This is a genomic window from Luteimicrobium album (assembly GCF_030161555.1).
GTDB classification, from domain to species: domain Bacteria; phylum Actinomycetota; class Actinomycetes; order Actinomycetales; family Cellulomonadaceae; genus Luteimicrobium; species Luteimicrobium album.
In genome coordinates this window covers 593,497-615,401 of the sequence record NZ_BSUK01000001.1, presented here as the reverse complement: position 1 = coordinate 615,401, position 21,905 = coordinate 593,497, and the positions used below count along the sequence as shown (strand labels likewise).

Here is a 21,905-nt window from a genome sequence, read left to right as displayed (position 1 = left end):
AACTACCGAAATGCTTTTCGCGGACGCTAGCATCGTGACTACAGCACGTCAAGCAGGACAAGGGGTCGGGTTCTGTTAACCTCGGCGAAAACCTTGCACGGTGACCTCGGACAGGGGGCTCAGGATGGTGGAGAAGACCAAGCCGGCCACGCTCGGCGACGTGGCCCGGCTGGCAGGCGTGTCCATCGCGACCGCGTCGAAGGCGCTCAACGGGCGGGCGCAGGTCCGCGAGTCGACGCGTGAGAAGGTGATGCGGTCGGCGGAGGCCCTGTCCTTCGTGCCGAACCCGCTCGCGCGTGGCCTGCTCTCGGGCACGACGGGGACCGTCGGGCTCCTCACCTCCGACCTGGAAGGCCGCTTCTCGATCCCGATCATGATGGGCGCCGAGGACGCCTTCGGCGCCGGCTCCACGTCGGTCTTCCTGTGCGACGCGCGTGGCGACGCCATCCGCGAGCAGCACCAGGTCCGCGCACTTCTGTCGCGCCACGTCGACGGGCTCATCGTCGTGGGGGCGCGCCCGGACCCGCGCCCGTCGCTCGCCGGCGACATCAACGTCCCCGTCGTCTACGCGTACGCGCCCTCCGAGGACCCCGACGACTCATCCGTGACCAGCGACAACGTGCAGGGCGGGCGGCTCGCGGCCGAGCACCTGCTCAGCACGGGTCGCCGGTCGATCGGCATCGTCACCGGCGACCGCGGCTACGGTGCGGCCCACGACCGGCTCGCCGGTGCGCTCACCGCGCTGCACGACGCCGGCGTCGAGCCGGTCCAGGACGCCCTGTTCGGCTCGTGGTCCGAAGGGTGGGGGCGCGGGGCCGCGCGGGTGCTGCTCGAAGCGCGCCCCGACCTCGACGGGCTCATCTGCGGCAGCGACCAGATCGCCCGCGGCGCGATGGACGCGCTCCGCGAGCTGGGCCGCGAGATCCCCGACGACGTCGCCGTGATCGGACACGACAACTGGGAGGTGCTCGCCATGAACGCGCGTCCCCCGCTCTCGACCATCGACATGAACCTCCAGGAGCTCGGCCGCCGGGCCGCGGGGATGCTCTTCGACGCCATCGGCGGCTCGCCGACGCACGGCGTCGAGAAGCTGCCGTGCCGGCTCATGGTGCGAGGCTCGACGACGCCGACGAGCTGAGGGCCGTCGGTTCCGCTCCGTCTGCGGTGGCGTCGCGCGTCCTGTGGTCGGGCCGTGCGTCCTGTGGCTTGGTCGGGTGGGGCGGGTGGGGTGCGCGCGGTCTTCCATCCGCCTCGCTCGTTCCTCGCTTCGGCTCCCGCCAGACCCGCCACGACCGCGCGCACCCCACCCGCCCCACCCGCCGCCGTCGGCCCACCTCCACGACCGGTCACCCGCCCAGGACCTGCAGCGGCGCCCGGTTCGGCGTCGGCGAGCCCCGTGCGCCGACGCTGACAGCGCCGCCTCGCGCGTGCACCCGGACACCAGGTCGACCAGAGGCCCACGGCGCCCAGCATGGGATCAGCAGCCACGTCACTTCGGGCGCGGCCGGCGTCGTCGTCGGCGAGCGAGAGGGCGCGATCGGCAGCGTCCGGGCGTATTCGGTGCCGATCGTGACCGGTCACGACGGCGCGCGTCACCGTCGGCGTCGGAAACGCGAGACGACGGCCGAACGGGTGGGTGCGGGGAGGTGGTGAAGGGCGTCAAGGAGTGCGCACGGCCCCCGGGCCGAAGCACGACAGCCCGAACCACCTCGCCGCACCCACCCGCGGACCCGGCCACCATCGTGAACGACCGAAAACACCGAAAACCATTGCGTCACTCTTTCGGGTATGGCATGTTCGACGCTGACCAGCCCATCTCGACGAGGAGAGAGCATGCACGCGCACCGACGAACGCGCAGTTCAGCCAGGCTGTCAGGGAGGTCAGGGCCAGGAGGAGCGGCGTCGTCGCTGTCGGCCCTGGCCCTCCCCACGGGAGGCGCAGCCGCCCGTCTGACCGCCGGCACAGCAGCCGCCGCCCTGGCGGCGACAAGCCTTTTCGGTCTTCTGACCCCGCAGCGCGCGGACGCGGCGAACGCCGACATCGGCTTCCCGACGTTCTCCGGCAGCGACCACCCCGTGCCCGACGAGGGCACCGGCTTCCACCCCCAGGGTCAGCTCCAGGCCATCTTCGACGCCGACAAGGCCGCAGGCGCAGGGACCGACACGGCCCACGACTTCTGGATCGACAAGATGCTCGCCCGGACCGGCAACCAGCCGGGCGGCTCCAACGGCGACGCCAACCAGTACCTGTTCTCGCGCGGTCGTGCGGTCTTCATGAAGACGCACACCCCCGGCACCCTCGGCTTCGGTGGCGAGGTGGCGTACTGGGAGACGATCTCGGGCGGCACGGGCGCCTACACGCTCAAGGTGCTCGTCGACGGGAAGCCGGTCACGCTCACCGAGGTCCCGGCGGAACGCAAGCAGACGCCGTCGTACTGGCGCTCGACGTTCACCAGCGCCGACAAGACCCTCAGCGTGGTCGAGACGAAGTTCATCACGCAGAACGACGTGGCGATCACCGAGCTCGCGGTGAGCTCCGCGGACGGCAAGGCGCGGACCGTGACGGTTCAGGCATCGTCGGCGTTCGCGACGCAGAAGGACGGCGACGAGCTGACCGGCTCCGTGACCGCGCTCAACAACATCACGACCGTCTTCCCGCGGCTGTCGGGCGACGGGTTCACCCCCGACGACGGCGCGTTGACCCGCGACCTGTCCGTGCCCGCGACGGGCTCGGTCACGACGAAGGTCCAGATGGGCTTCGTGACCAAGGAGATCCCCGAGTCGCGCACCGACTACGACACCTACCGCGACGCCACGCCCGCGGCCGCGTACACGAAGCACGTCACGGCGTACAACCAGTGGTGGGTCGACAACATCCCCTACCTGGACACGCCCGAGGACAACATCGACAAGACGCTCTTCTACCGCTGGTGGCTCCTGCGCTTCAACTTCCTCGACGCGAACGTGCCGGGCAACGACTACCAGTTCCCGACGTCCGTCGAGGGCGCGCTGGGCTACAACAACGCGATCGACCTGACGGCCGGCATGTTCATCGACGACCTCAAGTACCTGCGCGACCCCGCGTACTCGTACGGGACGTGGCTGTCGCAGGGCGAGACCGCCGGTTCGCAGGGCCAGTACCGCGACAACCCGGGGGACCCGGCGAACTGGAGCGCGAGCCACACGCAGTACATCTCCGAGTCGGCGTGGCAGTCGTACCAGGTCCACGGCGGCCCGGCGTCGGTCGCGGAGCAGATCGGCACCTACGCCGAGCGGGACACGGCGGGCGAGCTGGCCACGATGGACAGCAACCACAACTACCTGCTCGACACGAACTGGAACGCGTGGACGGGCAACGACGCCGACGCCGTGTCGTTCGACTACCAGCCGGGTCAGAAGCTCGACCGGCCGGAGAGCGCGTACGTGTTCAGCGGTGCCAAGGCCGGCGCCGAGGCGTTCCGGGTCGCGGGCGACGACGACCGTGCCGCCGCGCTCGACGACACCGCCCAGAAGGTCAAGGACGCCGTCCTCGACACGCTCTGGGACTCGAAGGACAAGCTGCTCTTGTCGAGCACGGTCTCGGGGACCCAGGTGCCGTGGAAGGAGATCAACAACTACTACCCGTACAGCGTCGGCCTCATGCCGAAGCCGGGTGACGCGGACTACACGGACGACTACGACGACGCCCTGCGACTCTTCGCGGACGACAAGGAGTTCCCGGTCTTCCCGTTCTACACGGCGGACCAGTCCGACAAGGCCGAGGCAGCGGCGGCGGGGCACCCGGGGAGCAACAACTTCTCGATCATCAACTCGACCGTGACGTTCCGGCTGTTCGACAGCGTCCTGCACAACTACCCGACGGACGCGATCGATGCGGACTCGTACAAGAAGCTGCTCTACTGGAACGCCTGGGCGCACTACCAGAACAACGGCGACAACCGGTACCCCGACCAGAACGAGTTCTGGTCCGACGGCAGCGCCGACCCGCAGAACATCGGCTACCGCTCCTGGATCCACCACACCCAGCTCGGCACCACGAACTGGACGATGATCGAGGACGCGATGGGTCTGCGGCCGCGCACGGACGACAAGCTCGAGCTGGACCCGATCGACATCGACTGGGACCACTTCGCCGCCGACAACCTCAGCTACCACGGCAAGAACCTCACGATCACGTGGGACGAGCCGGGCGGCACGAAGTACTACGGCGACGACGTGCCCGAGGGCTACTCGGCGTTCCTGGACGGCAAGCTCATCTTCACCGTCGACAAGCTGTCGCACGTCGTCTACGACCCGACCACGGGGACGGTCCAGACCGACGACGGCGTGACCGCGAGCAACGTGTCCACGGCGGGGCTCACGGACGCGCAGGACGTCCCGCTGGCCGCCGGCTCGCGCGTCGTCGACGCCCTGGCGAAGGCCGGGACCGCGGCCGCTCCGAGCGACGAGAAGGCCACGGACGTCGCGGCGGGCAAGCCAGTCACGTCGACCTTCGACGCGAGCGGCCACGCCGCGAAGCAGGCCGTCGACGGCCTGACCACGATGACCTCCTACTGGGGCACCGCGGGCTCGTCGAACGCGAGCGACTCGCTGACGATCGACCTCGCCGACGGCGGGGCCGCCGTGCCGGTCGACGACGTGCGCGTGTACTTCTACCGGACGTCGTCGAGCGGGACCGACCCCGGGTACGCGGCGCCGTCGCAGTACCTCGTCGAGTACGACGACGGTTCCGGCTGGAAGCCCGTGCCTGACGAGGCCCGCAGCCCCGTCTACCCGCAGGCCAACTACAACCACGTGCAGTTCCCGCAGGTGAAGGCCGAGAAGCTGCGCGTCACGGTGCAGCACGCGGCCGGTGCCAAGACGGGGATCAAGGAGGTCCAGGCGTTCTCGACGGGTGCCCAGGCGCCCGCCCCGACAGCCACGGGCCCGCACGCGGACGCGTGGGTCGACTCGACCTACAACCAGACCGGGTCGGCGCGCCTCCTGGGTCTCGCCCAGGGCGCGGGCGCGAGCGCCACGCCCGTCACCGCGCAGTGGAGCGTCGTCTCCGCGCCCGACGGCGGCAAGGCGTCGTTCGTGAGCGAGCACGCGGCTTCCACGGTGGTCCGGTTCTCGAAGGCAGGCAGCTACACGCTGCGGCTGACTGCGAGCCAGGGCGACAAGACGGACACCGCGGACGTCGTCGTGCACGGTACGGCGCTCGCCGAGGGCGAGATCAACATCGCGCCGAACGGGAAGCCCACGGCGAGCTACACGGCGTCGTGGAACAGCGTCAACGCGGTCAACGACGGCAAGCCGGCGTTCTACTCGGGCGGCAACCAGACCGACCTGTGGGGCACGTGGACGGGTGCCGAGCCGGCGACGCGCTGGCTCCAGTACACGTTCGACCAGCCCGTGCGGGTCGACCGGACGTCGATCGACTTCTGGTACGACAGCACGTCCGGCGGGAGCGGCGTGTCCGTCCCGAAGGGCTGGAGGCTCCAGTACTGGGACGACTCGGCGGCCAGTGGCGCCGGCGACTGGGCCGACGTCACGAACCCGTCCGGGTACGGGGTCAAGCGGGACGCCACGAACGAGGTCACGTTCGACGCGGTCACGACGACGCGCCTGCGGGCGACGTTCGACGCTCTGCCCAACGCGGCCGGCTCGGCTTACTCCGCCGTCGGCGTCAGCGAGTGGCGGGTGTTCGCGGCCTCCGCGGAGTCGATCGACCCCGTCGACGTGCGCACCACGATCGGCAAGGCGCCGACGCTGCCGAAGAGCGTCGACGTCGTGTACCCCGACGGGGCGCGCGTCGCGACGCCCGTGACGTGGGACGCCGTCGACCCGGCGGACCTTGCGCAGGAGGGCTCCGTCGCGGTCTCCGGGACGGTCGCCGGCACCACGCTCGCCGCCACCGCGACGGTCTGGGTGCGGTCGGCCCTCGGGCAGACGATCACGACCGTCAGCCCCGTGCAGGTCACGACGGCCGTCGGAAAGGCGCCGCAGCTGCCTGCCACTGTCACCGTCCAGTACAACGACGGCACGCGCCAGAGCGGCGTGGCCGTGCAGTGGGCGGCGGTCGACCCCGCGCAGTACGCGAAGGAGGGCACGTTCCAGGTCGCCGGCACCGTGGACGGGACCGATATCAAGGCCTCGGCCACGGTGACGGTCGGCTCGGGCGGCGACGACGGGGGCGACGAGGTCGGTCCGTCGATCGACAAGGTGTCGGTCGGTGACGGTGACACGGTGTCGGGGAAGGTGACGTTCACCGTGGATCTGGGTGGTGAGGCGAAGGACGTGTCGTACACGTACGTCGAGCTGAACAAGGGCTCGGGTCAGGTGTGGGTCACGGACAACACGAAGGCTCCGGGTTCGTCGAACGCGGGGCTGCACCCGACGCTGGTGGTGGACACCACGACCCTGGCGAACGGTGCGTACGGGTTGAAGGTCGACGCGGTGGGGACCAACGGGAAGACGACCGAGAAGAAGGTCTCGTTCACGGTCAACAACGCCCCGCGGTTGTCATTCGTGACTCCGAAGGACGGGGCGACGGTGTCGGGGAAGGTCGCGGTGTCGGTGGACCTGGCCGGTCAGGGTCTGAAGGCGTACAACCTGCGGGTCGACTCGGCGGGGTTGTCGTATGCGGCGTCGCCGAAGGCGGGCGAGCAGACGTTCACCTGGGACTCGACCACGGTCGCGGACGGGATGCACACGTTGCTCGTGACGGCGACGGACGATGCGGGGAACAAGACGACGGTCACCGAGAAGGTGAGTGTCGACAACGCCCCGAAGACCCCGGCGTGGGACGCGTCGACGGCCTACGCGACCGGTGACGAGGTCTCCTACGGCGGGTCGACGTGGCTCGCGTCGTGGTGGACGCAGAACCAGAAGCCCGGTGATGTGAACGGGCCGTGGCAGGAGATCGCGACGACCGCGGACGGGACCGCGGCCTGGACTCCGTCGCGGATCTTCGACGCGGGTGACAAGGCGGTCTACGACGGCGTGGCCTACGTCGCGCAGTGGTGGACGCGGAACGAGAAGCCGGGGCCGCGAACGGCCCCTGGAAGAAGCTCGGCTGACCCGACCGGCGGGTCGACGGGCCCGGCGTCGCTCCTCGCGGCGTCGGGCCCGTCGTCGTCGCCGAGTCAGCGTGTTTCGTCCGAGTCAGCGCGAATTCTCCGCTGACTCGGACGAAACCCGCTGACTCGTGGACCCCACCACGTCACCTCGGCAGCGAACGGAGCGTCAGCCGATGGTGGACGCCCTCGCGACGAGCGCGGGCGTGAACACGACCTGCTCGTGCCGGTGCTCGGGGTTGCCGGACTCGTCGAGCACGAGCCGCGCGGCGGTGCGGCCGAGCTCTTCGCGCGGCTGGCGGACGGACGTCAGCGGCACGGCGGCGGCGCCGGCGAAGACGATGTCGTCGTAGCCGACGATCGCGAGGTCGTCGGGGACCTTCCAGCCGCGGCCGATGGCCTGCTGGAGCAGCCCGAGCGCGATGAGGTCGTTGGCGCAGAAGACCGCCGTGGGGCGTCGCTTGCGCGGCACGCCGGCGAGCTGCTCGCCGGCGGCCCGGCCCTCGGCGATGGTGAGGGCGCTGCACGGGATGAGTGTGAGGTCTTCGGGCGGCAGGCCGGCGTCGTGCCAGGCGGCGACGGCGCCCTCGTACCGGTCGCGGACCTGCCCGATGGTCAGGGGCCCGCCCGCGAAGGCGACCCGCGTGTGCCCGAGGTCCACGAGGTGCTCGACGGCGAGCCGTCCGCCGAGCTCGTCGTCGACGGACACGGAGCACAGGTCGTCGGCGGCGCGGGCGCGGTCGATGAGGACGAGGGGGTACCACGTCCGACGACCTCGTCGAGCGCGGGGGAGTCGGGGTCGACGGGGGTGACGAGGACGCCCTGCGCCTGGTGCTGCTGGAGGTGCTGGAGGTGCGCGACCTCGCGCGTGGGGCGGTTGTCGCTGGTGCAGAGGAACAAGGAGAGCCCGGCGGCCTCGGCGACCTGCTCGATGCCCTGGGCGACGTCGGTGAAGAACGGGTTCCCGGCGTCGAGCATGACGTAGGCGAGGGTGCTGCTGTGCCCCGCGCGGAGCGTGCGCGCCGACTCGTTGCGGACGAACTCGAGGTCCGCCATGGCGCGCTCGACGCGGTCGCGGGTCGTGGCGCTCACGCGCTCGGGGCGGTTGAGGACGTTGGAGACGGTGCCGAGCGAGACGCCGGCGGCGGCGGCGACGTCCTTGACCGACGCGCGTCGGCCGGGGCCGGGCGAGGGTTCGACCACGGTGAGGTCCCTTCGTTATCAAACTGAAACGCTCAAACTGCAGCGTAGTGCAGAAGCGCGCGCCAGGGAGCCTTGACACCACGATGTGGGCTTCGTAGATTGCTCGTGTTGTGAAACCTTTCAACGAAGAAGGGAGGCGATGCGCATGGCCTCGAACCCGGACGCTCCCGTCCTCGAGCTCCGTGACGTGAGCAAGTCGTTCGGCGCGGTCGTCGCGCTGCGGTCGGGCACCCTCGCCGTCTCGCGCGGCTCCGTCCACGCCCTCGTCGGCGAGAACGGCGCCGGCAAGTCCACGCTCGTCAAGATCGCTGCCGGGGTGCACCGGCGCGACGGCGGCACGTTCCGCCTCGATGGCGAGGACGTGGACTTCACGTCGACGGCCGACTCCAAAGCCGCGGGCATCGCCGTCATCTACCAGGAACCCACGCTCTTCCCCGACCTGTCGGTCACCGAGAACATCTTCATGGGGCGCCAGCTCCTCAAGAGCGGTCGCCGCATCGACAAGCCCGCCATGTACGCGGAGGCCGACCGGTTGTTCCGGGGCCTGGGCGTCCGGATCGACCCGCGGCGTCCCGCGCTCGGCCTGTCGATCGCCGACCAGCAGATCATCGAGATCGCCAAGGCGATCTCGCTCGACGCCAGGGTCCTGATCATGGACGAGCCCACGGCGGCGTTGTCCGGCGTCGAGGTCGACCGGCTCTTCGCCGTCGCGCGCCGCCTGCGTGACGAGGGCCGCGCGATCGTCTTCATCTCCCACCGCTTCGACGAGGTCTTCTCGCTCTGCGACACGATCACCGTGATGCGCGACGGCGCCTACATCGCCACGCGCCCGACGGCGGAGACCGACGTCCCCGAGATCGTCGGGCTGATGGTGGGGCGCGAGGTCTCCGACCTGTTCCCCAAGCAGGAGACCGAGGTCGGCGAGGTCGTCCTCGAGGTCGAGGGGCTGACGTCCACCGGCGTGTTCCACGACGTCTCGTTCACGGTCCGGCGCGGAGAGATCGTCGGGCTCGCGGGCCTCGTGGGCGCGGGCCGCAGCGAGATCGCGCGCGCCGTCTTCGGCGTCGACCGGTACGACGCCGGCTCCGTCACGATGCGCGGCAAGGCCGTCCCGGCGTCCGACCCCCGCGCCGCGATCCGGGCCGGCATGGCGTTCGTCCCCGAGGACCGCCGTCATCAGGGCCTCGTCACCGAGGGGACGGTCGCGGAGAACATCGCCTCCGTCATCCGGACCCACCTGACGCGCGCCGGGCTGCTGACCCGAGCCCGCGAGAACAGGGCGGTCGCCCCGTGGGCCGCGCGGCTCGAGGTCAAGACGGGCGCGCTCGACATGGCCGCCAAGACCATGAGCGGCGGGAACCAGCAGAAGGTCGTCCTCGCGAAGTGGCTCGCCACCGAGCCCGACCTGCTCATCATCGACGAGCCGACGCGCGGCATCGACGTCGGCACCAAGGCCGAGGTCCACCGGCTCCTGTCCGAGCTGGCCGGGCGAGGCCTGGCGATCCTCATGATCTCGTCGGAGCTGCCGGAGGTGCTCGGCATGGCCGACCGGGTCCTCGTGGTCCGCGAAGGACGGCTGACGGCCGACCTGCCCCGCGACGAGGCCACCCCCGAGCGTGTGATGGCCGCCGCCACCCGAGACCGGAACGACGAGGAGGCCGCCTGATGGCGCCGCAGACGCAGACGCGCCCCGACGCGGTACCCGACGCGCACGACGACGGGACCACGCTCCTCGTCGAGCCCAGCTCGCCCTCCACGCGAGCGCCTGGTCAAGACGCTCCTGCACTCGCGGGAGATCTCGATCTTCGCGGTGCTGGTCGTGATCGTCCTCGCGGCCACGATCAAGAACCCGGGATTCGTGTTCAGTGCGAGCGGCTGGCGCGACCTGCTCCTCACGCCGTCGATGCTGCTCGTCCTCGCCGCAGGTCAGACCGTCGTCATCATCACGCGCAACGTCGACCTGTCCGTGGGTTCGGTGCTCGGGCTCACCGCGTACCTGACGGGGCGGATCTTCATCGACCATCCCGGCACCCCGGTCGTGCTCGTCTTCCTGGCGGGGCTCGCCGTCGGCGGTGTGCTCGGGCTTGCGAACGGTCTCGTCGTGGCGCTCGGCAGGGTCCCCGCCCTCGTCATCACGCTGGGCACCCTGTACATCTACCGCGGGATCGTCCTGACCTGGGCCGGAAGCAGCAGGATCAACGCATCCGACATGCCGGAGAGCTTCCTCAGCCTCGGGACCAAGCAGATTCTCTCCATCCCGGTCCTCTTCGTCCTCGCGGCACTGATCGTCGTGATCGTCGGCTACTTCCTTCAGACGGCACGGAGCGGACGCGAGCTCTACGCCGTGGGCTCCGACCCCGACGCCGCGGTCCTCTACGGTCTGCCCGTGCGGCGCCGCGTGATCGGCGCGTTCGTGCTCAGCGGCGCGCTCGCGGGCCTCGCCGGCGTCATCTACGCGGCGCGCTACGGCACGGTGAGCTCGGACGCCGGCACGGGGATCGAGCTCCAGGCGGTCGCCGCCGCCGTCATCGGTGGTGTGGCGATCTTCGGCGGAAGCGGCACGGTCTGGGGGCCGCGGTCGGCGCGGTCCTTCTCGTCACGATCAACCGTGCACTCCCGATGGTCGGCATCTCCGACTTCTGGCAGCAGGCCCTCGTCGGGGCCCTCATCATCGGCGCGATCGTGCTCGACCGGATCTTCGCGGCCAGACAGGCCCGCCAACTCATCGAAGCGAGGGACGAGCAGTGACCACGACGACGGCACAGAACCCGACGCCCGTCGGCTCGGGCGCCAGGACGCAGTACAGGGCGTACGCGCACCCCTGGTGGCGCCGCCTCCTGCTCACCCGCGAGGCCGCGGTGATCGCGCTCGTCGTGATCGTGGCGATGTGGGCCTACAGCAACGTGCCCTACTTCGGCGAGACGGACACGCTGAAGTACCTCCTGCTGGACAGCACGACGATCCTCCTGATCGCGCTGCCCATGACTCTCGTGATCGTGACCGGCGAGATCGACCTCTCGGTCGCGAGCGTGGTCGGGCTCTCGAGCGCCACGATGGGCCTGCTGCACGAGCACGGGACGGGCATGGCGCTCGCCTGCGTGATCTCGCTGCTCGTGGGCGTCGTCTGCGGGGCGTTCAACGGATTCCTCGTCGGGTACGTGGGGCTCCCGTCGCTCGCGGTCACGATCGGCACCCTCGCCCTCTACCGAGGGATCGCGGTCGGCCTGCTCGGCACGACGGCGGTGACCGACTTCCCCAAGGACTGGACGAGCAAGGCCTCCGAGGTGATCGGGTCGAGCGGGATCCCCGTCGTCATGGTCCCGTTCGCGGTGCTCGCGATCGTGTTCGTCCTGCTGCTGCACTTCACGCCCTTCGGCCGGGGCGTCTACGACATCGGCCTCAGCACCGAGGCCGCGACGTTCAGCGGCGTGTCCGCGAAGCGCACCAAGCTTGTGCTGTTCGTGCTCACCGGGGCCGTCTCGGCCCTCGCGGGCATCTACTTCACCCTCCGCTACGGCAGCGCCCGCGGCGACAACGCGAACGGGCTCGAGCTGCAGGTCATCGCGGCCGTCTTGCTCGGCGGTGTGTCGATCTTCGGGGGCCGCGGACGGCTCCCAGGAGTGATCGCCGGTGTGCTCCTTATCGGGGTCCTGTCCAGTGCGCTGCGCTTGCAGGGCGTGACCGTCAATGTCATCAGCATCATCATCGGGCTCCTGCTCGTCGTCTCGGTGATCTCGACGCCCGTCCTCGCGCGCGTCTCCGATCTCGTCGCCAGGCGCAGGAGGGCCAGGCGCGCGTCATCAGTACCCCAGTCCGTCGTCCCACAGTGAAGTGAAAGGACCTCATCCGATGCGTACCATCACCCGGCGCACCGCCGTCTTCGGTGCCACCGCGCTCACGATCGCGCTCGCGGTCACCGGCTGCTCGAAGGCCTCGACTGGCGACTCGCCCTCCGGCTCGGGCACCGGCGGCGGCAGCAAGAACCTCAACATCGTCTTCATCCCGAAGAACCTGGGCAACCCCTACTTCGACGCGTCCGACGCGGGCGGCAAGACCGCCGTCGAGGAGCTCGGCGGGAAGTACTCCCAGGTCGGCCCGCAGACGGCGAGCCCCGACGCGCAGGTGCAGTACATCAACACGGCCGCGCAGCAGCACGCGAGCGCGATCGTCATCTCCGCGAACGACCCCAAGGCCATCGGCGACGCGCTCACCCAGGCGAAGGAGAGCGGCACCAAGGTCGTGACGTTCGACTCCGACACGGACCCGCAGTACCGCGACATCTTTGTCAACCAGGCGTCGCCCGAGGGCATCGCCAAGGCGCAGGTCGACGGCATCGCCAAGCAGATCGGTGACAAGGGCGAGATCGCGATCCTCTCGGCCGCGGCCAACGCGACCAACCAGAACGCCTGGATCGCGCTCATGAAGAAGGACCTCGCCGCCGACCACCCGAACGTCAAGCTCGTCGACACCGTCTACGGCAACGACGACGACCAGACGTCCTTCGACAAGACGGCGGCCCTGCTGCAGACCCACCCGAACCTCAAGGGCATCATCAGCCCGACGACGGTCGGCGTCGCAGCCGCGGCACGCTACCTGTCGACGTCGGACAAGAAGGGCAAGGTCGCGCTCACGGGGCTCGGCACGCCGAACCAGATGAAGGAGTACGTCAAGGACGGCACCGTCAAGGAGTTCTACCTCTGGAACCCGAGCGACCTCGGCTACCTCGCCGCCTACGCGGCGGCGGCGCTCGCCGACGGCAGCATCACCGGCAAGGAGGGCGACTCCTTCAAGGCCGGCAAGCTCGGCGACTACAAGGTCGGAGCGAACGGCGAGGTGCTGCTCGGCGACCCTACCGCGTTCAACTCCAGCAACATCGACCAGTTCAACTTCTGAGCCGGCCGGGACGAGACCGATGACGACACCCGCCGGGCAGCCCGCCTCCACGGAGCGTGTCTGCTTCGAGCTCCGCGTGCGGCCCGAGCTCCTCGACGAGTACGTGGCCCGTCACCGGTCCGTCCCGCCAGCGATGCTGCGCGAGATCGCGGCGTCGGGCCGGAGGAACTACACGATCTTCCTCCGGCCCGACGGGCTCCTCGTCGGCTACTTCGAGACGGACGACCTGGCGGCCTCCGAGGACTACCTCGCGCGCTCGCCCGTCGCCACGGCCTGGGAGCGGGACTCCGCCCGCTTCTTCGCGGACCTCGAAGGGCGCCCCGACCAGGGCCTCACGAAGCTGCGGCAGGTCTTCCAGCTCGAAGAGCAACTCGAATCCGAAGGTGTGCATGATGACTGATCCCTCCCTCCCCGCAGCGGTCGCCGACGCCCTCGCGGCCCAGGCCATCGAGCTCCCCTCGTGGGCGTTCGGGAACTCGGGCACCCGCTTCCGGGTGTTCGGGACGCCGGGCACGGCCCGTGACCCCTACGAGAAGGTCTCCGACGCCGCCCAGGTGCACCGGTTCACGGGCCTCGCGCCGGCCGTCGCGATCCACATCCCGTGGGACGAGGTCGACTCGTACGCGGACCTGGCGCGGCACGCGGAGGACAACGGCGTCCGGCTCGGCACGGTCAACTCCAACACCTTCCAGGACGACGACTACAAGTTCGGCTCGCTCACGCACTCCGACCCGCGCGTCCGGCAGAAGGCGATCGACCACCACCTGCGGTGCGTCGACGTCATGGACGCCACGGGCAGCCGGGACCTGAAGATCTGGCTCGCCGACGGCACCAACTACCCGGGCCAGGACTCGATCCGCGCCCGGCAGGACCGCCTGGCCGAGTCCCTCGCGACGATCTACGCCCGGCTCGGCGAGCACCAGCGCCTCGTGCTCGAGTACAAGTTCTTCGAGCCGGCGTTCTACCACACCGACGTCCCGGACTGGGGCACGAGCTACGTCCACACGGCGGCCCTGGGCGACCGCGCGAAGGTCTGCCTCGACACGGGCCACCACGCGCCGGGCACGAACATCGAGTTCATCGTCGCCCAGCTCCTGCGCCTCGGGAAGCTCGGCTCGTTCGACTTCAACTCGCGCTTCTACGCCGACGACGACCTCATCGTGGGCGCGGCCGACCCGTTCCAGCTCTTCCGGATCCTGTTCGAGGTCATCCAGGGCGGCGGGTACGCGAACCCGGACGTCGCGTTCATGCTCGACCAGTGCCACAACCTCGAGGCGAAGATCCCGGGGCAGATCCGGTCGGTCCTCAACGTCCAGGAGGCGACCGCGAAGGCGCTCCTCGTGGACCTGGACGCGCTCGGAGCGGCCCAGGAGGCGCACGACGTGCTGGCGGCGAACGCCGTCTTCATGGACGCCTACAACACGGACGTGCGCGCCGCGCTCGCCGCGTGGCGCGAGGACCGCGGCCTGCCCGCGGACCCCATGGCCGCCTACCTCGCGAGCGGCTACCAGGAGAAGATCGAGGCCGACCGCGTGGGCGGCACCGCGGCGAGCTGGGGTGCCTGACATGACGCACACCACCGTGACCGAGCTGCTCGACCGCTCGCACCGCCTCGGCGCCGACCCCCGCAACACCAACTACGCGGGCGGCAACACGTCCGCGAAGGGCATCGCGCCCGACCCCGTGACGGGCGCCGACGTCGAGCTCCTGTGGGTCAAGGGCTCCGGCGGCGACCTCGGCACACTCACCGAGCCGGGCCTCGCGGTCCTGCGCCTCGACCGCCTGCGCGCGCTGCCCGGCGTCTACCCGGGGGTCGACCGCGAGGACGAGATGGTCGCGGCGTTCGACTACTGCCTGCACGGCCGGGGCGGCGCCGCGCCGTCGATCGACACCGCGATGCACGCGCTCGTCGACGCCGCGCACGTAGACCACCTGCACCCCGACGCGGGCATCGCGATCGCGACCGCCGCGGACGGCGAGGCGCTCACGGCCGAGATCTTCGGCGGCAGGGTCGCGTGGGTGCCATGGCGCCGGCCGGGCTTCCAGCTCGGGCTCGACATCGCCGCGATCAAGGCCGAGCGCCCCGACGTGGTCGGGGCGATCCTGGGCGGCCACGGCATCACCGCGTGGGGCGACACGTCCGACGAGGCCGAGGAGCGCTCGCTCTGGATCATCCGCACTGCCGCCGCCTATCTCGCCGAGCACGGCCGCCCGGACCCGTTCGGCGCGGTCCGCCCCGGTTTCGAGGCCCTGCCCGACGACGCCCGCCGGGCCAGGGCGGCAGCGCTCGCCCCGCACCTGCGCGGCCTCGCGTCGTCGGACCGGCCGCAGGTGGGGCACCTCACCGACAGCCCGGAGGTGCTGGAGTTCCTGGCCTCCGAGCGTCTCGCGGAGCTCGCCGCGCTCGGCACGAGCTGCCCCGACCACTTCCTGCGCACCAAGGTCAGGCCGCTCGTCGTCGACCTGCCGGCGACCGCGAGCGTCGACGAGATCGTGGCGCGGCTGCCCGAGCTGCACGAGGCGTACCGCGCCGACTACACGTCCTACTACGAGCGCGGCGCCGCCGCGGCCCGGGCGCGCGGCGAGGAGCCGCCCGCGATGCGCGGGGCCGACCCGGCGATCGTCCTCGTGCCGGGCGTCGGCATGTTCAGCTACGGCGCCGACAAGCAGACCGCGCGGGTCGCCGGGGAGTTCTACGTCAACGCGATCAACGTCATGCGCGGCGCCGAGTCGGTGTCCACGTACGCGCCCATCGACGAGGCGGAGAAGTTCCGGATCGAGTACTGGGCCCTCGAGGAGGCCAAACTCGCACGCCGGCCGAAGCCCAAGCCCCTGGCGACCCGGATCGCGCTCGTCACGGGCGCGGCGTCGGGCATCGGGAAGGCGACGGCCGCGCGGCTCGCGGACGAGGGCGCCTGCGTCGTGATCGCCGACCTCGACCTGGCCAAGGCGCAGGAGGCCGCAGCCGAGCTCGGTGGCCTCGACGTCGCCGTCGGCGTCCAGGCGGACGTCACCGACGAGGACCAGGTCCAGGCCGCGGTCGACGCCGCGGTGCTCGCGTTCGGCGGGCTCGACCTCGTCGTCAACAACGCCGGCCTGTCGATCTCCAAGCCGCTGCTCGAGACCACGACGAAGGACTGGGACCTCCAGCACGACGTCATGGCCAAGGGCTCGTTCCTGGTCTCGCGGGCCGCGGCGCGCGTCCTGATCGACCAGGGGCTCGGCGGCGACATCGTCTACATCTCGTCCAAGAACTCCGTGTTCGCGGGGCCGAACAACATCGCGTACTCCGCGACCAAGGCCGATCAGGCGCACCAGGTCCGGCTCCTCGCGGCCGAGCTGGGCGAGCACGGCGTCAAGGTCAACGGGATCAACCCCGACGGCGTCGTGCGCGGCTCGGGGATCTTCGCGGGCGGGTGGGGCGCCAAGCGCGCCGCCGTGTACGGGGTGCCGGAGGAGAGGCTGGGCGAGTTCTACGCGCAGCGCACCCTGCTGAAGCGCGAGGTGCTGCCCGAGCACGTGGCGAACGCCGTGTTCGTGCTCTGCACGTCCGACCTCGACCACACGACCGGGCTGCACGTCCCCGTCGACGCGGGCGTCGCCGCGGCGTTCCTGCGCTGAGGGTCGCGATGAGCAGCACGCGCGGAGGCGGGGCCGCCGTCGTCGCGGTCGACCTGGGGGCCACCTCCGGCCGCGTCGTCGTCGGGACGTTCGATCCCGACGGCGGCGCTCGCGGGGTGCCGCGCCTGCAGCTCCAGCACGTGGCGAGGTTCCCCAACGACCCGGTCCGCACGCGCGACGGCCTGCACTGGGACCTGCTCGGCCTGTACCGGGGCGTCCTCGCCGGGCTCACGCAGGCCGAGCGGGAGCAGCCCGGCGAGATCGTCAGCGTCGGGGTGGACTCGTGGGCCGTGGACTACGCGCTCCTGCGCGGCGGCGCCGTCCTCGGGATCCCGTACCACTACCGGGACGAGCGGACGGCGGCCGGCGTCGACGCGGTCCACGCCGTCGTCGGGCCGGCGGAGCTCTACGCCCGCAACGGGCTCCAGCACCTGCCGTTCAACACGGTGTTCCAGCTCGCGGCCGACCGGCGGCGCGGGCTGCTCGACGTCGCCGACCAGGTGCTGCTCGTGCCCGACCTGCTGACCTACTGGCTGACCGGCGAGGTCGGAGCCGAGCGCACCAACGCGTCCACGACCGGGCTGCTCGACGTCCGGACGGGGAGTGGGACCGCGACCTGGCCCGGCTCGTCGGCGTGCCCGAGCGGGTGCTTCCGACGCTCGTCGAGCCCGGAGCGGGGCGGGGCGTCCTCTCGCGCGAGGTCGCGGACGTCGTCGGGCGGGCGCTGCCCGTGACCGCGGTCGGTTCGCACGACACGGCGTCCGCCGTCGTCGCCGTCCCCGCGACCGACCGCGACGTCGCGTACGTGTCCTGCGGGACCTGGGGGCTCGTCGGGCTCGAGCTCGACGCGCCCGTGCTCACCGAGGACGCGCGCCTCGCCGGCTTCACCCACGAGGGTGGGGTCGACGGCCGCGTGCGGTTCCTGCACAACGTCATGGGCCTGTGGCTGCTGTCCGAGTCGATCCGCTCGTGGGACCGCTCCGCAACCGCGGCCCAGCAGTCCAGCACGCTCCAGTCGCTCCTCGCCGCGGCCGCCGAGGTGACCGAGCCCGTCCCCGTGTTCGACGTCGACGACGCCCGGTTCCTCGCGCCCGGCGACCTGCCCGCGCGGATCGCGGACTGGTTCGCGGAGCGCGGGCAGCCCGCGCCGTCGTCCCGGCCCGCGCTCGTGCGCAGCATCGTCGAGAGCCTCGCGCAGGCGTTCGCCGACGCCGTCGCCACCGCCTCCCGGCTCGCCGGACGACCCGTGCGGGCGATCCACGTCGTCGGCGGAGGAGCGCAGAACACGCTCCTGTGCCAGGCGCTCGCGGACCGGTCCGGCCTGCCCGTCCTGGCGGGGCCCGTCGAGGCGACCGCGATCGGCAACGTCCTCGTCCAGGCCCGGGCGCACGGGCTGGTGAGCGGCGACCTCGAGTCGCTGCGCGCCGTCGTCGCCGACTCCTTCCTCCCGTCCGCTACGAGACCCGATAGGTGGTCCACCCGTGGTCCAGCGCCAGCTGCCCCGCCCCGCCGAGCTCCGCGAGCTCGTCCGCTTCAAGCGTCCCGACCTGGACGCCCGACGCCGTCGGCTCGCCGCCGCGCTGACGATCGAGGACCTGCGCACCCTCGCCAAGAGGCGAACGCCGCGCGCCGCGTTCGACTACACTGACGGCGCCGCCGAGGGCGAGATCTCGCTCGGGCGCGCGCGGCAGGCGTTCCGCGACGTCGAGCTGCACCCGTCGATCCTGCGCGACGTCTCGACCGTGGACACGTCGACGACGGTGTTCGGCGGGCCGTCGGCGCTGCCGTTCGGCATCGCGCCGACCGGGTTCACACGGCTCATGCAGACCGAGGGCGAGATCGCGGGCGCCGGTGCGGCCGGAGCGGCCGGGATCCCGTTCACGCTCTCGACGCTCGGCACGACCTCCATCGAGGATGTCAGGGCCGCCAACCCGCACGGCCGGAACTGGTTCCAGCTCTACGTCATGCGCGACCGCGAGGTGTCCTACGACCTCGTGCGGCGGGCCGCGGCGGCCGGGTTCGACACGCTGTTCTTCACGGTCGACACGCCCGTCGCTGGGGCGCGGCTGCGCGACAAGCGCAACGGCTTCTCGATCCCGCCGCAGCTCACGCTGCGCACCGTGCTCGACGCCGCCCCGCGGCCCTGGTGGTGGTTCGACCTCCTCACGACGCCGACGCTCGAGTTCGCGTCCCTCACGTCGACGGGCGGCACGGTCGGCGAGCTGCTCGACGCCGCCATGGACCCGTCGATCTCGTTCGACGACCTCGCGATCATCCGGGAGCTGTGGCCGAACAGGATCGTCGTCAAGGGCGTCCAGAACGTCGAGGACTCCCGCCGGCTGGCCGACCTCGGCGTCGACGGGATCGTGCTGTCCAACCACGGCGGGCGCCAGCTCGACCGCGCGCCCGTGCCGTTCCACCTGCTCCCGCAGGTCGTGCGGGAGGTGGGGAGCGACCTGGAGGTCGCGATCGACACCGGGATCATGAACGGCGCCGACGTCGTGGCGTCGATCGCGCTCGGGGCCCGGTTCACGCTCGTTGGGCGGGCGTACCTGTACGGGCTCATGGCGGGCGGACGCGCAGGCGTGGACCGGACCATCGAGATCCTGCGCGACCAGGTCGTGCGGACCATGAAGCTCCTGCAGGTCGCGAGCCTCGACGAGCTGACGCCCGCGCACGTCACGCAGCTCACACGGCTCGTGCCGCTGCGCCCCGGCCTCGCCTCGGTCTCCTCCTGACACCGACGGTGACGCTGGGACCGCCGACGGTGACGTGGGGACCGCTGACGGTGCCGTCACCGTACGTCGAACGGGAGACAACGGCCGAGCGGGTGGGTGCGGGGAGGTGGTGAAGGGCGTCAAGGAGTGCGCACGGCCCCCAGGGCCGGAGCACGACAGCCCGAACCACCTCCCCGCACCCACCCGCGACCCCGACCACGTCATCGTCGGCGAACGCAACGTCACCGTCGACGAACGGTCGCGGCGGAGGCGCGCGACCTAGGCTGGGCGCATGCCGGGTGACGTGGGACCGAGTCCGCAGCAGGGGCGGCGCGGCCGACGTCCGGCCGGCGAGGACACGCGCGGCCTGATCCTCGACGCCGCGCGGGCCGAGTTCGCCGAGCGCGGGTTCGACGCGACGAGCGTGCGGGGCGTCGCACGCCGCGCGGGCGTGGACCCTGCGCTCGTCCGGCACTACTTCGACTCCAAGGCGGACCTGCTCGCAGCCGGGCTCGTGCCGGGCGGTGTCGACCCGCGCGTCGTCGTGGGGGCGGTCGCGGCCGGGCCGCGCGACGTCGTCGGCGAGCGGCTCGTTCGCCTCGTCCTGCGCGTGTGGGACACGCCCGACGGCCGGGCGCGGCTGCGGGCGGTGCTGTCGGGCGCGCTGTCGGCCGACCCCGCGGCGGCGGTGTTCGTCGACTACCTGCGGCGGACCGTCTTCGGGAGCCTCGCGGCCGGGCTCGACGCACCCGACGCGGACCTCCGGGTCAGCCTGGTCGCCTCGCAGGTGGTCGGGCTGCTCGTCACCCGGGTCGTGATCGGGCTGGAGCCGCTCGCGTCGCTGCCTGCGGACGACGTCGTGGCGCTCGTGGGGCCGACACTCCAGCACTACCTGACCGGAGACCTTGCCGTGGGCGGCACGGAGGAGCAGAATTCCTCACATGGGGAATAACCAGGCGGCCGCTGCCGTCGACGTCGTCGGGCTCACGGCCAGGCGCGGTGCACACACGGTCCTCGACGGACTCGACCTCCGGGTCCCGGCGGGCGAGGTCGTCGGGCTCCTTGGGCCCAGCGGCGCGGGCAAGACGACGCTCATACGCGCGATCGTCGGCGTCCAGGAGGTGCAGGGCGGCACCGTCGCCGTGCTCGGCCGGCCTGCGGGCGCCCCCGAGCTGAGACGCCGCGTCGGGTACGTGACCCAGGCGCCGAGCGTCTACGCGGACCTCACCGTGACCGAGAACCTCCGGTACTTCGCGACCGTGCTGCGCGCGCCGTCGGGCGACACGGACCGCGTGCTCGAGCAGGTCGACCTGGTCCGGTACGCGCGGACCCGCGTCGGCGACCTGTCGGGCGGGGAGCGGTCGCGCGTCTCGCTCGCCGTCGCCCTGCTGGGGGCGCCCGAGCTGCTCGTCCTCGACGAGCCGACCGTCGGCCTCGACCCGGTCCTCCGCCGCGACCTGTGGGACCTGTTCGGCCGGCTGCGCGACGACGGCACGAGTCTCCTCGTGTCGAGCCACGTCATGGACGAGGCGAGCCGCTGCGACCGGCTACTCCTCATGCGCGGCGGCGCCGTCGTCGCCGACGCGACCGAGGCGGAGCTGCTCGAGCGGACCGGCGCGGAGGACGTCGAGCACGCGTTCCTGGCGCTCGTCGAGGAGGGCGCACGATGACCCCGGCCCTCACCGCTGCGACCGCGCGGCGCGTCCTCGCCCAGCTCCGCCACGACCCGCGGACCATCGCCCTGATCGTCCTGCTCCCGTGCGTGCTGCTCGGGCTGATCGCCTGGATGTTCCACGGCACGCCCGTGCTCGACCAGTTCGGGCCGATCCTCGTCGCGCTGTTCCCGCTCATCGTGATGTTCCTGGTCACGAGCGTGGCGACGCTGCGCGAGCGCACCTCGGGGACGCTCGAGCGGCTCATGGCGTCGCCGCTCGGCAAGGGCGACTTCGTCGGCGGGTACGCACTGGCGTTCGGGGCGGTCGCCGTCGTGCAGGCGCTCGTCGTGACCGGGTTCGCGGTGTGGGTGTGCGGCATGGAGGTGCGCGGCTCGCTCGGCGCCGTCGTCCTCGTCGCCGTCCTCGACGCCGTCCTCGGCGCCGCGCTCGGGCTCGCCGCCTCCGCGGTCGCGCGCACCGAGTTCCAGGCCGTGCAGATGATGCCGCTGATCGTCTTCCCGCAGCTCGTCGTGTGCGGGCTGCTGATGCCGCGCGACGAGATGCCGACGGTCCTCGAGTGGATCTCCCGCGCGTTCCCGCTGACCTACGGCGTCGACGCGATGCAGCGCCTCGCCGCCGGGAAGTCCCTGGGCGACGTCGCCGGCGACGTCACCGTCATCGTCGCGTTCCTCGCGGGCGCCGTCGTCGTCGGCGGCCTCACGCTGCGCCGGCGGACCGCGTAGCGCGGCTTCCTCGGG

The 21,905-nt window shown here is 71.5% G+C and carries 16 protein-coding genes and 2 pseudogenes; 16 read left to right on the top strand and 2 right to left on the bottom strand.

The window, feature by feature from the left end; genetic code table 11:
• The first annotated feature begins 124 nt into the window (after nucleotides 1-124).
• Together QQK45_RS03105 and QQK45_RS03100 are read left to right on the top strand one after the other, a co-directional pair.
• Nucleotides 125-1,138: a LacI family DNA-binding transcriptional regulator gene (locus QQK45_RS03105; RefSeq protein WP_284292019.1), complete on the top strand. Its 1,014-nt coding sequence runs from the start codon at nucleotides 125-127 to the stop codon at nucleotides 1,136-1,138.
• A 695-nt stretch (nucleotides 1,139-1,833) separates the two neighbouring features.
• Nucleotides 1,834-7,167 carry an Ig-like domain-containing protein gene (locus QQK45_RS03100; protein WP_284292018.1) on the top strand — a complete coding sequence of 1,778 codons (5,334 nt, stop codon included), beginning with the start codon at nucleotides 1,834-1,836 and terminating at the stop codon, nucleotides 7,165-7,167.
• A gap of 60 nt (nucleotides 7,168-7,227) precedes the next feature.
• Here QQK45_RS03100 and QQK45_RS21825 read toward each other — a convergent pair whose 3' ends face one another.
• Together QQK45_RS21825 and QQK45_RS21820 are read right to left on the bottom strand one after the other, a co-directional pair.
• The gene (locus tag QQK45_RS21825; RefSeq protein ID WP_348525136.1) at nucleotides 7,228-7,767 is read right to left on the bottom strand and encodes a substrate-binding domain-containing protein; all 540 of its coding nucleotides are present in this window, start codon (nucleotides 7,765-7,767) and stop codon (nucleotides 7,228-7,230) included.
• The gene (locus QQK45_RS21820; RefSeq protein ID WP_348525135.1) at nucleotides 7,674-8,261 is read right to left on the bottom strand and encodes a LacI family DNA-binding transcriptional regulator; all 588 of its coding nucleotides are present in this window, start codon (nucleotides 8,259-8,261) and stop codon (nucleotides 7,674-7,676) included. The genes QQK45_RS21825 and QQK45_RS21820 overlap by 94 nt, the downstream gene beginning before the upstream one ends.
• 145 nt (nucleotides 8,262-8,406) lie before the next feature.
• On the opposite strand from QQK45_RS21820, the gene QQK45_RS03090 reads away from it, so the two are divergent.
• From QQK45_RS03090 to QQK45_RS03035, 14 genes and pseudogenes are all read left to right on the top strand, one after another.
• On the top strand, nucleotides 8,407-9,927 hold the full coding sequence (locus QQK45_RS03090; protein WP_284292017.1) for a sugar ABC transporter ATP-binding protein: 1,521 nt from the start codon (nucleotides 8,407-8,409) through the stop codon (nucleotides 9,925-9,927).
• 237 nt (nucleotides 9,928-10,164) lie between these two features.
• Nucleotides 10,165-10,752: pseudogene (locus tag QQK45_RS21815) on the top strand (ABC transporter permease); the annotation flags it as partial.
• A 128-nt stretch (nucleotides 10,753-10,880) separates the two neighbouring features.
• Nucleotides 10,881-11,009 carry a hypothetical protein gene (locus QQK45_RS21810; RefSeq protein WP_348525134.1) on the top strand — a complete coding sequence of 43 codons (129 nt, stop codon included), beginning with the start codon at nucleotides 10,881-10,883 and terminating at the stop codon, nucleotides 11,007-11,009.
• Entirely contained in the window at nucleotides 11,006-12,091 is a 1,086-nt protein-coding gene (locus QQK45_RS03080) for an ABC transporter permease (protein ID WP_284292016.1), read from the top strand. Before QQK45_RS21810 ends, QQK45_RS03080 begins: the two co-directional genes overlap by 4 nt.
• Nucleotides 12,092-12,110: 19 nt before the next feature.
• Nucleotides 12,111-13,154, top strand: a complete 1,044-nt coding sequence (gene rhaS, locus QQK45_RS03075) for a rhamnose ABC transporter substrate-binding protein (protein ID WP_284292015.1) — start codon at nucleotides 12,111-12,113, stop codon at nucleotides 13,152-13,154.
• A gap of 19 nt (nucleotides 13,155-13,173) precedes the next feature.
• The gene (locus QQK45_RS03070) at nucleotides 13,174-13,554 is read left to right on the top strand and encodes an L-rhamnose mutarotase (protein ID WP_284292014.1); all 381 of its coding nucleotides are present in this window, start codon (nucleotides 13,174-13,176) and stop codon (nucleotides 13,552-13,554) included.
• On the top strand, nucleotides 13,547-14,719 hold the full coding sequence (gene rhaI / locus QQK45_RS03065; RefSeq protein ID WP_284292013.1) for an L-rhamnose isomerase: 1,173 nt from the start codon (nucleotides 13,547-13,549) through the stop codon (nucleotides 14,717-14,719). Before QQK45_RS03070 ends, rhaI begins: the two co-directional genes overlap by 8 nt.
• 1 nt (nucleotide 14,720) lies before the next feature.
• Nucleotides 14,721-16,775: a bifunctional aldolase/short-chain dehydrogenase gene (locus QQK45_RS03060; protein WP_284292012.1), complete on the top strand. Its 2,055-nt coding sequence runs from the start codon at nucleotides 14,721-14,723 to the stop codon at nucleotides 16,773-16,775.
• Between the two features lie 8 nt (nucleotides 16,776-16,783).
• Complete coding sequence (locus QQK45_RS22850) at nucleotides 16,784-17,509, top strand: FGGY family carbohydrate kinase (protein ID WP_431310216.1); 726 nt, start codon at nucleotides 16,784-16,786, stop codon at nucleotides 17,507-17,509.
• Nucleotides 17,410-18,102: pseudogene (locus QQK45_RS22845) on the top strand (FGGY-family carbohydrate kinase); the annotation flags it as partial. The gene QQK45_RS22850 and the pseudogene QQK45_RS22845, both read left to right, overlap by 100 nt.
• Before the next feature lie 154 nt (nucleotides 18,103-18,256).
• On the top strand, nucleotides 18,257-19,513 hold the full coding sequence (locus QQK45_RS03050; protein WP_284292011.1) for an alpha-hydroxy acid oxidase: 1,257 nt from the start codon (nucleotides 18,257-18,259) through the stop codon (nucleotides 19,511-19,513).
• Between the two features lie 271 nt (nucleotides 19,514-19,784).
• Nucleotides 19,785-20,444, top strand: coding sequence for a TetR/AcrR family transcriptional regulator (locus tag QQK45_RS03045; protein ID WP_284292010.1), 660 nt, complete (start codon nucleotides 19,785-19,787; stop codon nucleotides 20,442-20,444).
• A complete protein-coding gene (locus QQK45_RS03040) occupies nucleotides 20,434-21,162 on the top strand; it encodes an ABC transporter ATP-binding protein (RefSeq protein WP_284292009.1) in 729 nt (242 codons plus the stop codon). The genes QQK45_RS03045 and QQK45_RS03040 overlap by 11 nt, the downstream gene beginning before the upstream one ends.
• A complete protein-coding gene (locus QQK45_RS03035; protein ID WP_284292008.1) occupies nucleotides 21,159-21,890 on the top strand; it encodes an ABC transporter permease in 732 nt (243 codons plus the stop codon). Before QQK45_RS03040 ends, QQK45_RS03035 begins: the two co-directional genes overlap by 4 nt.
• Nucleotides 21,891-21,905 lie beyond the last annotated feature (15 nt).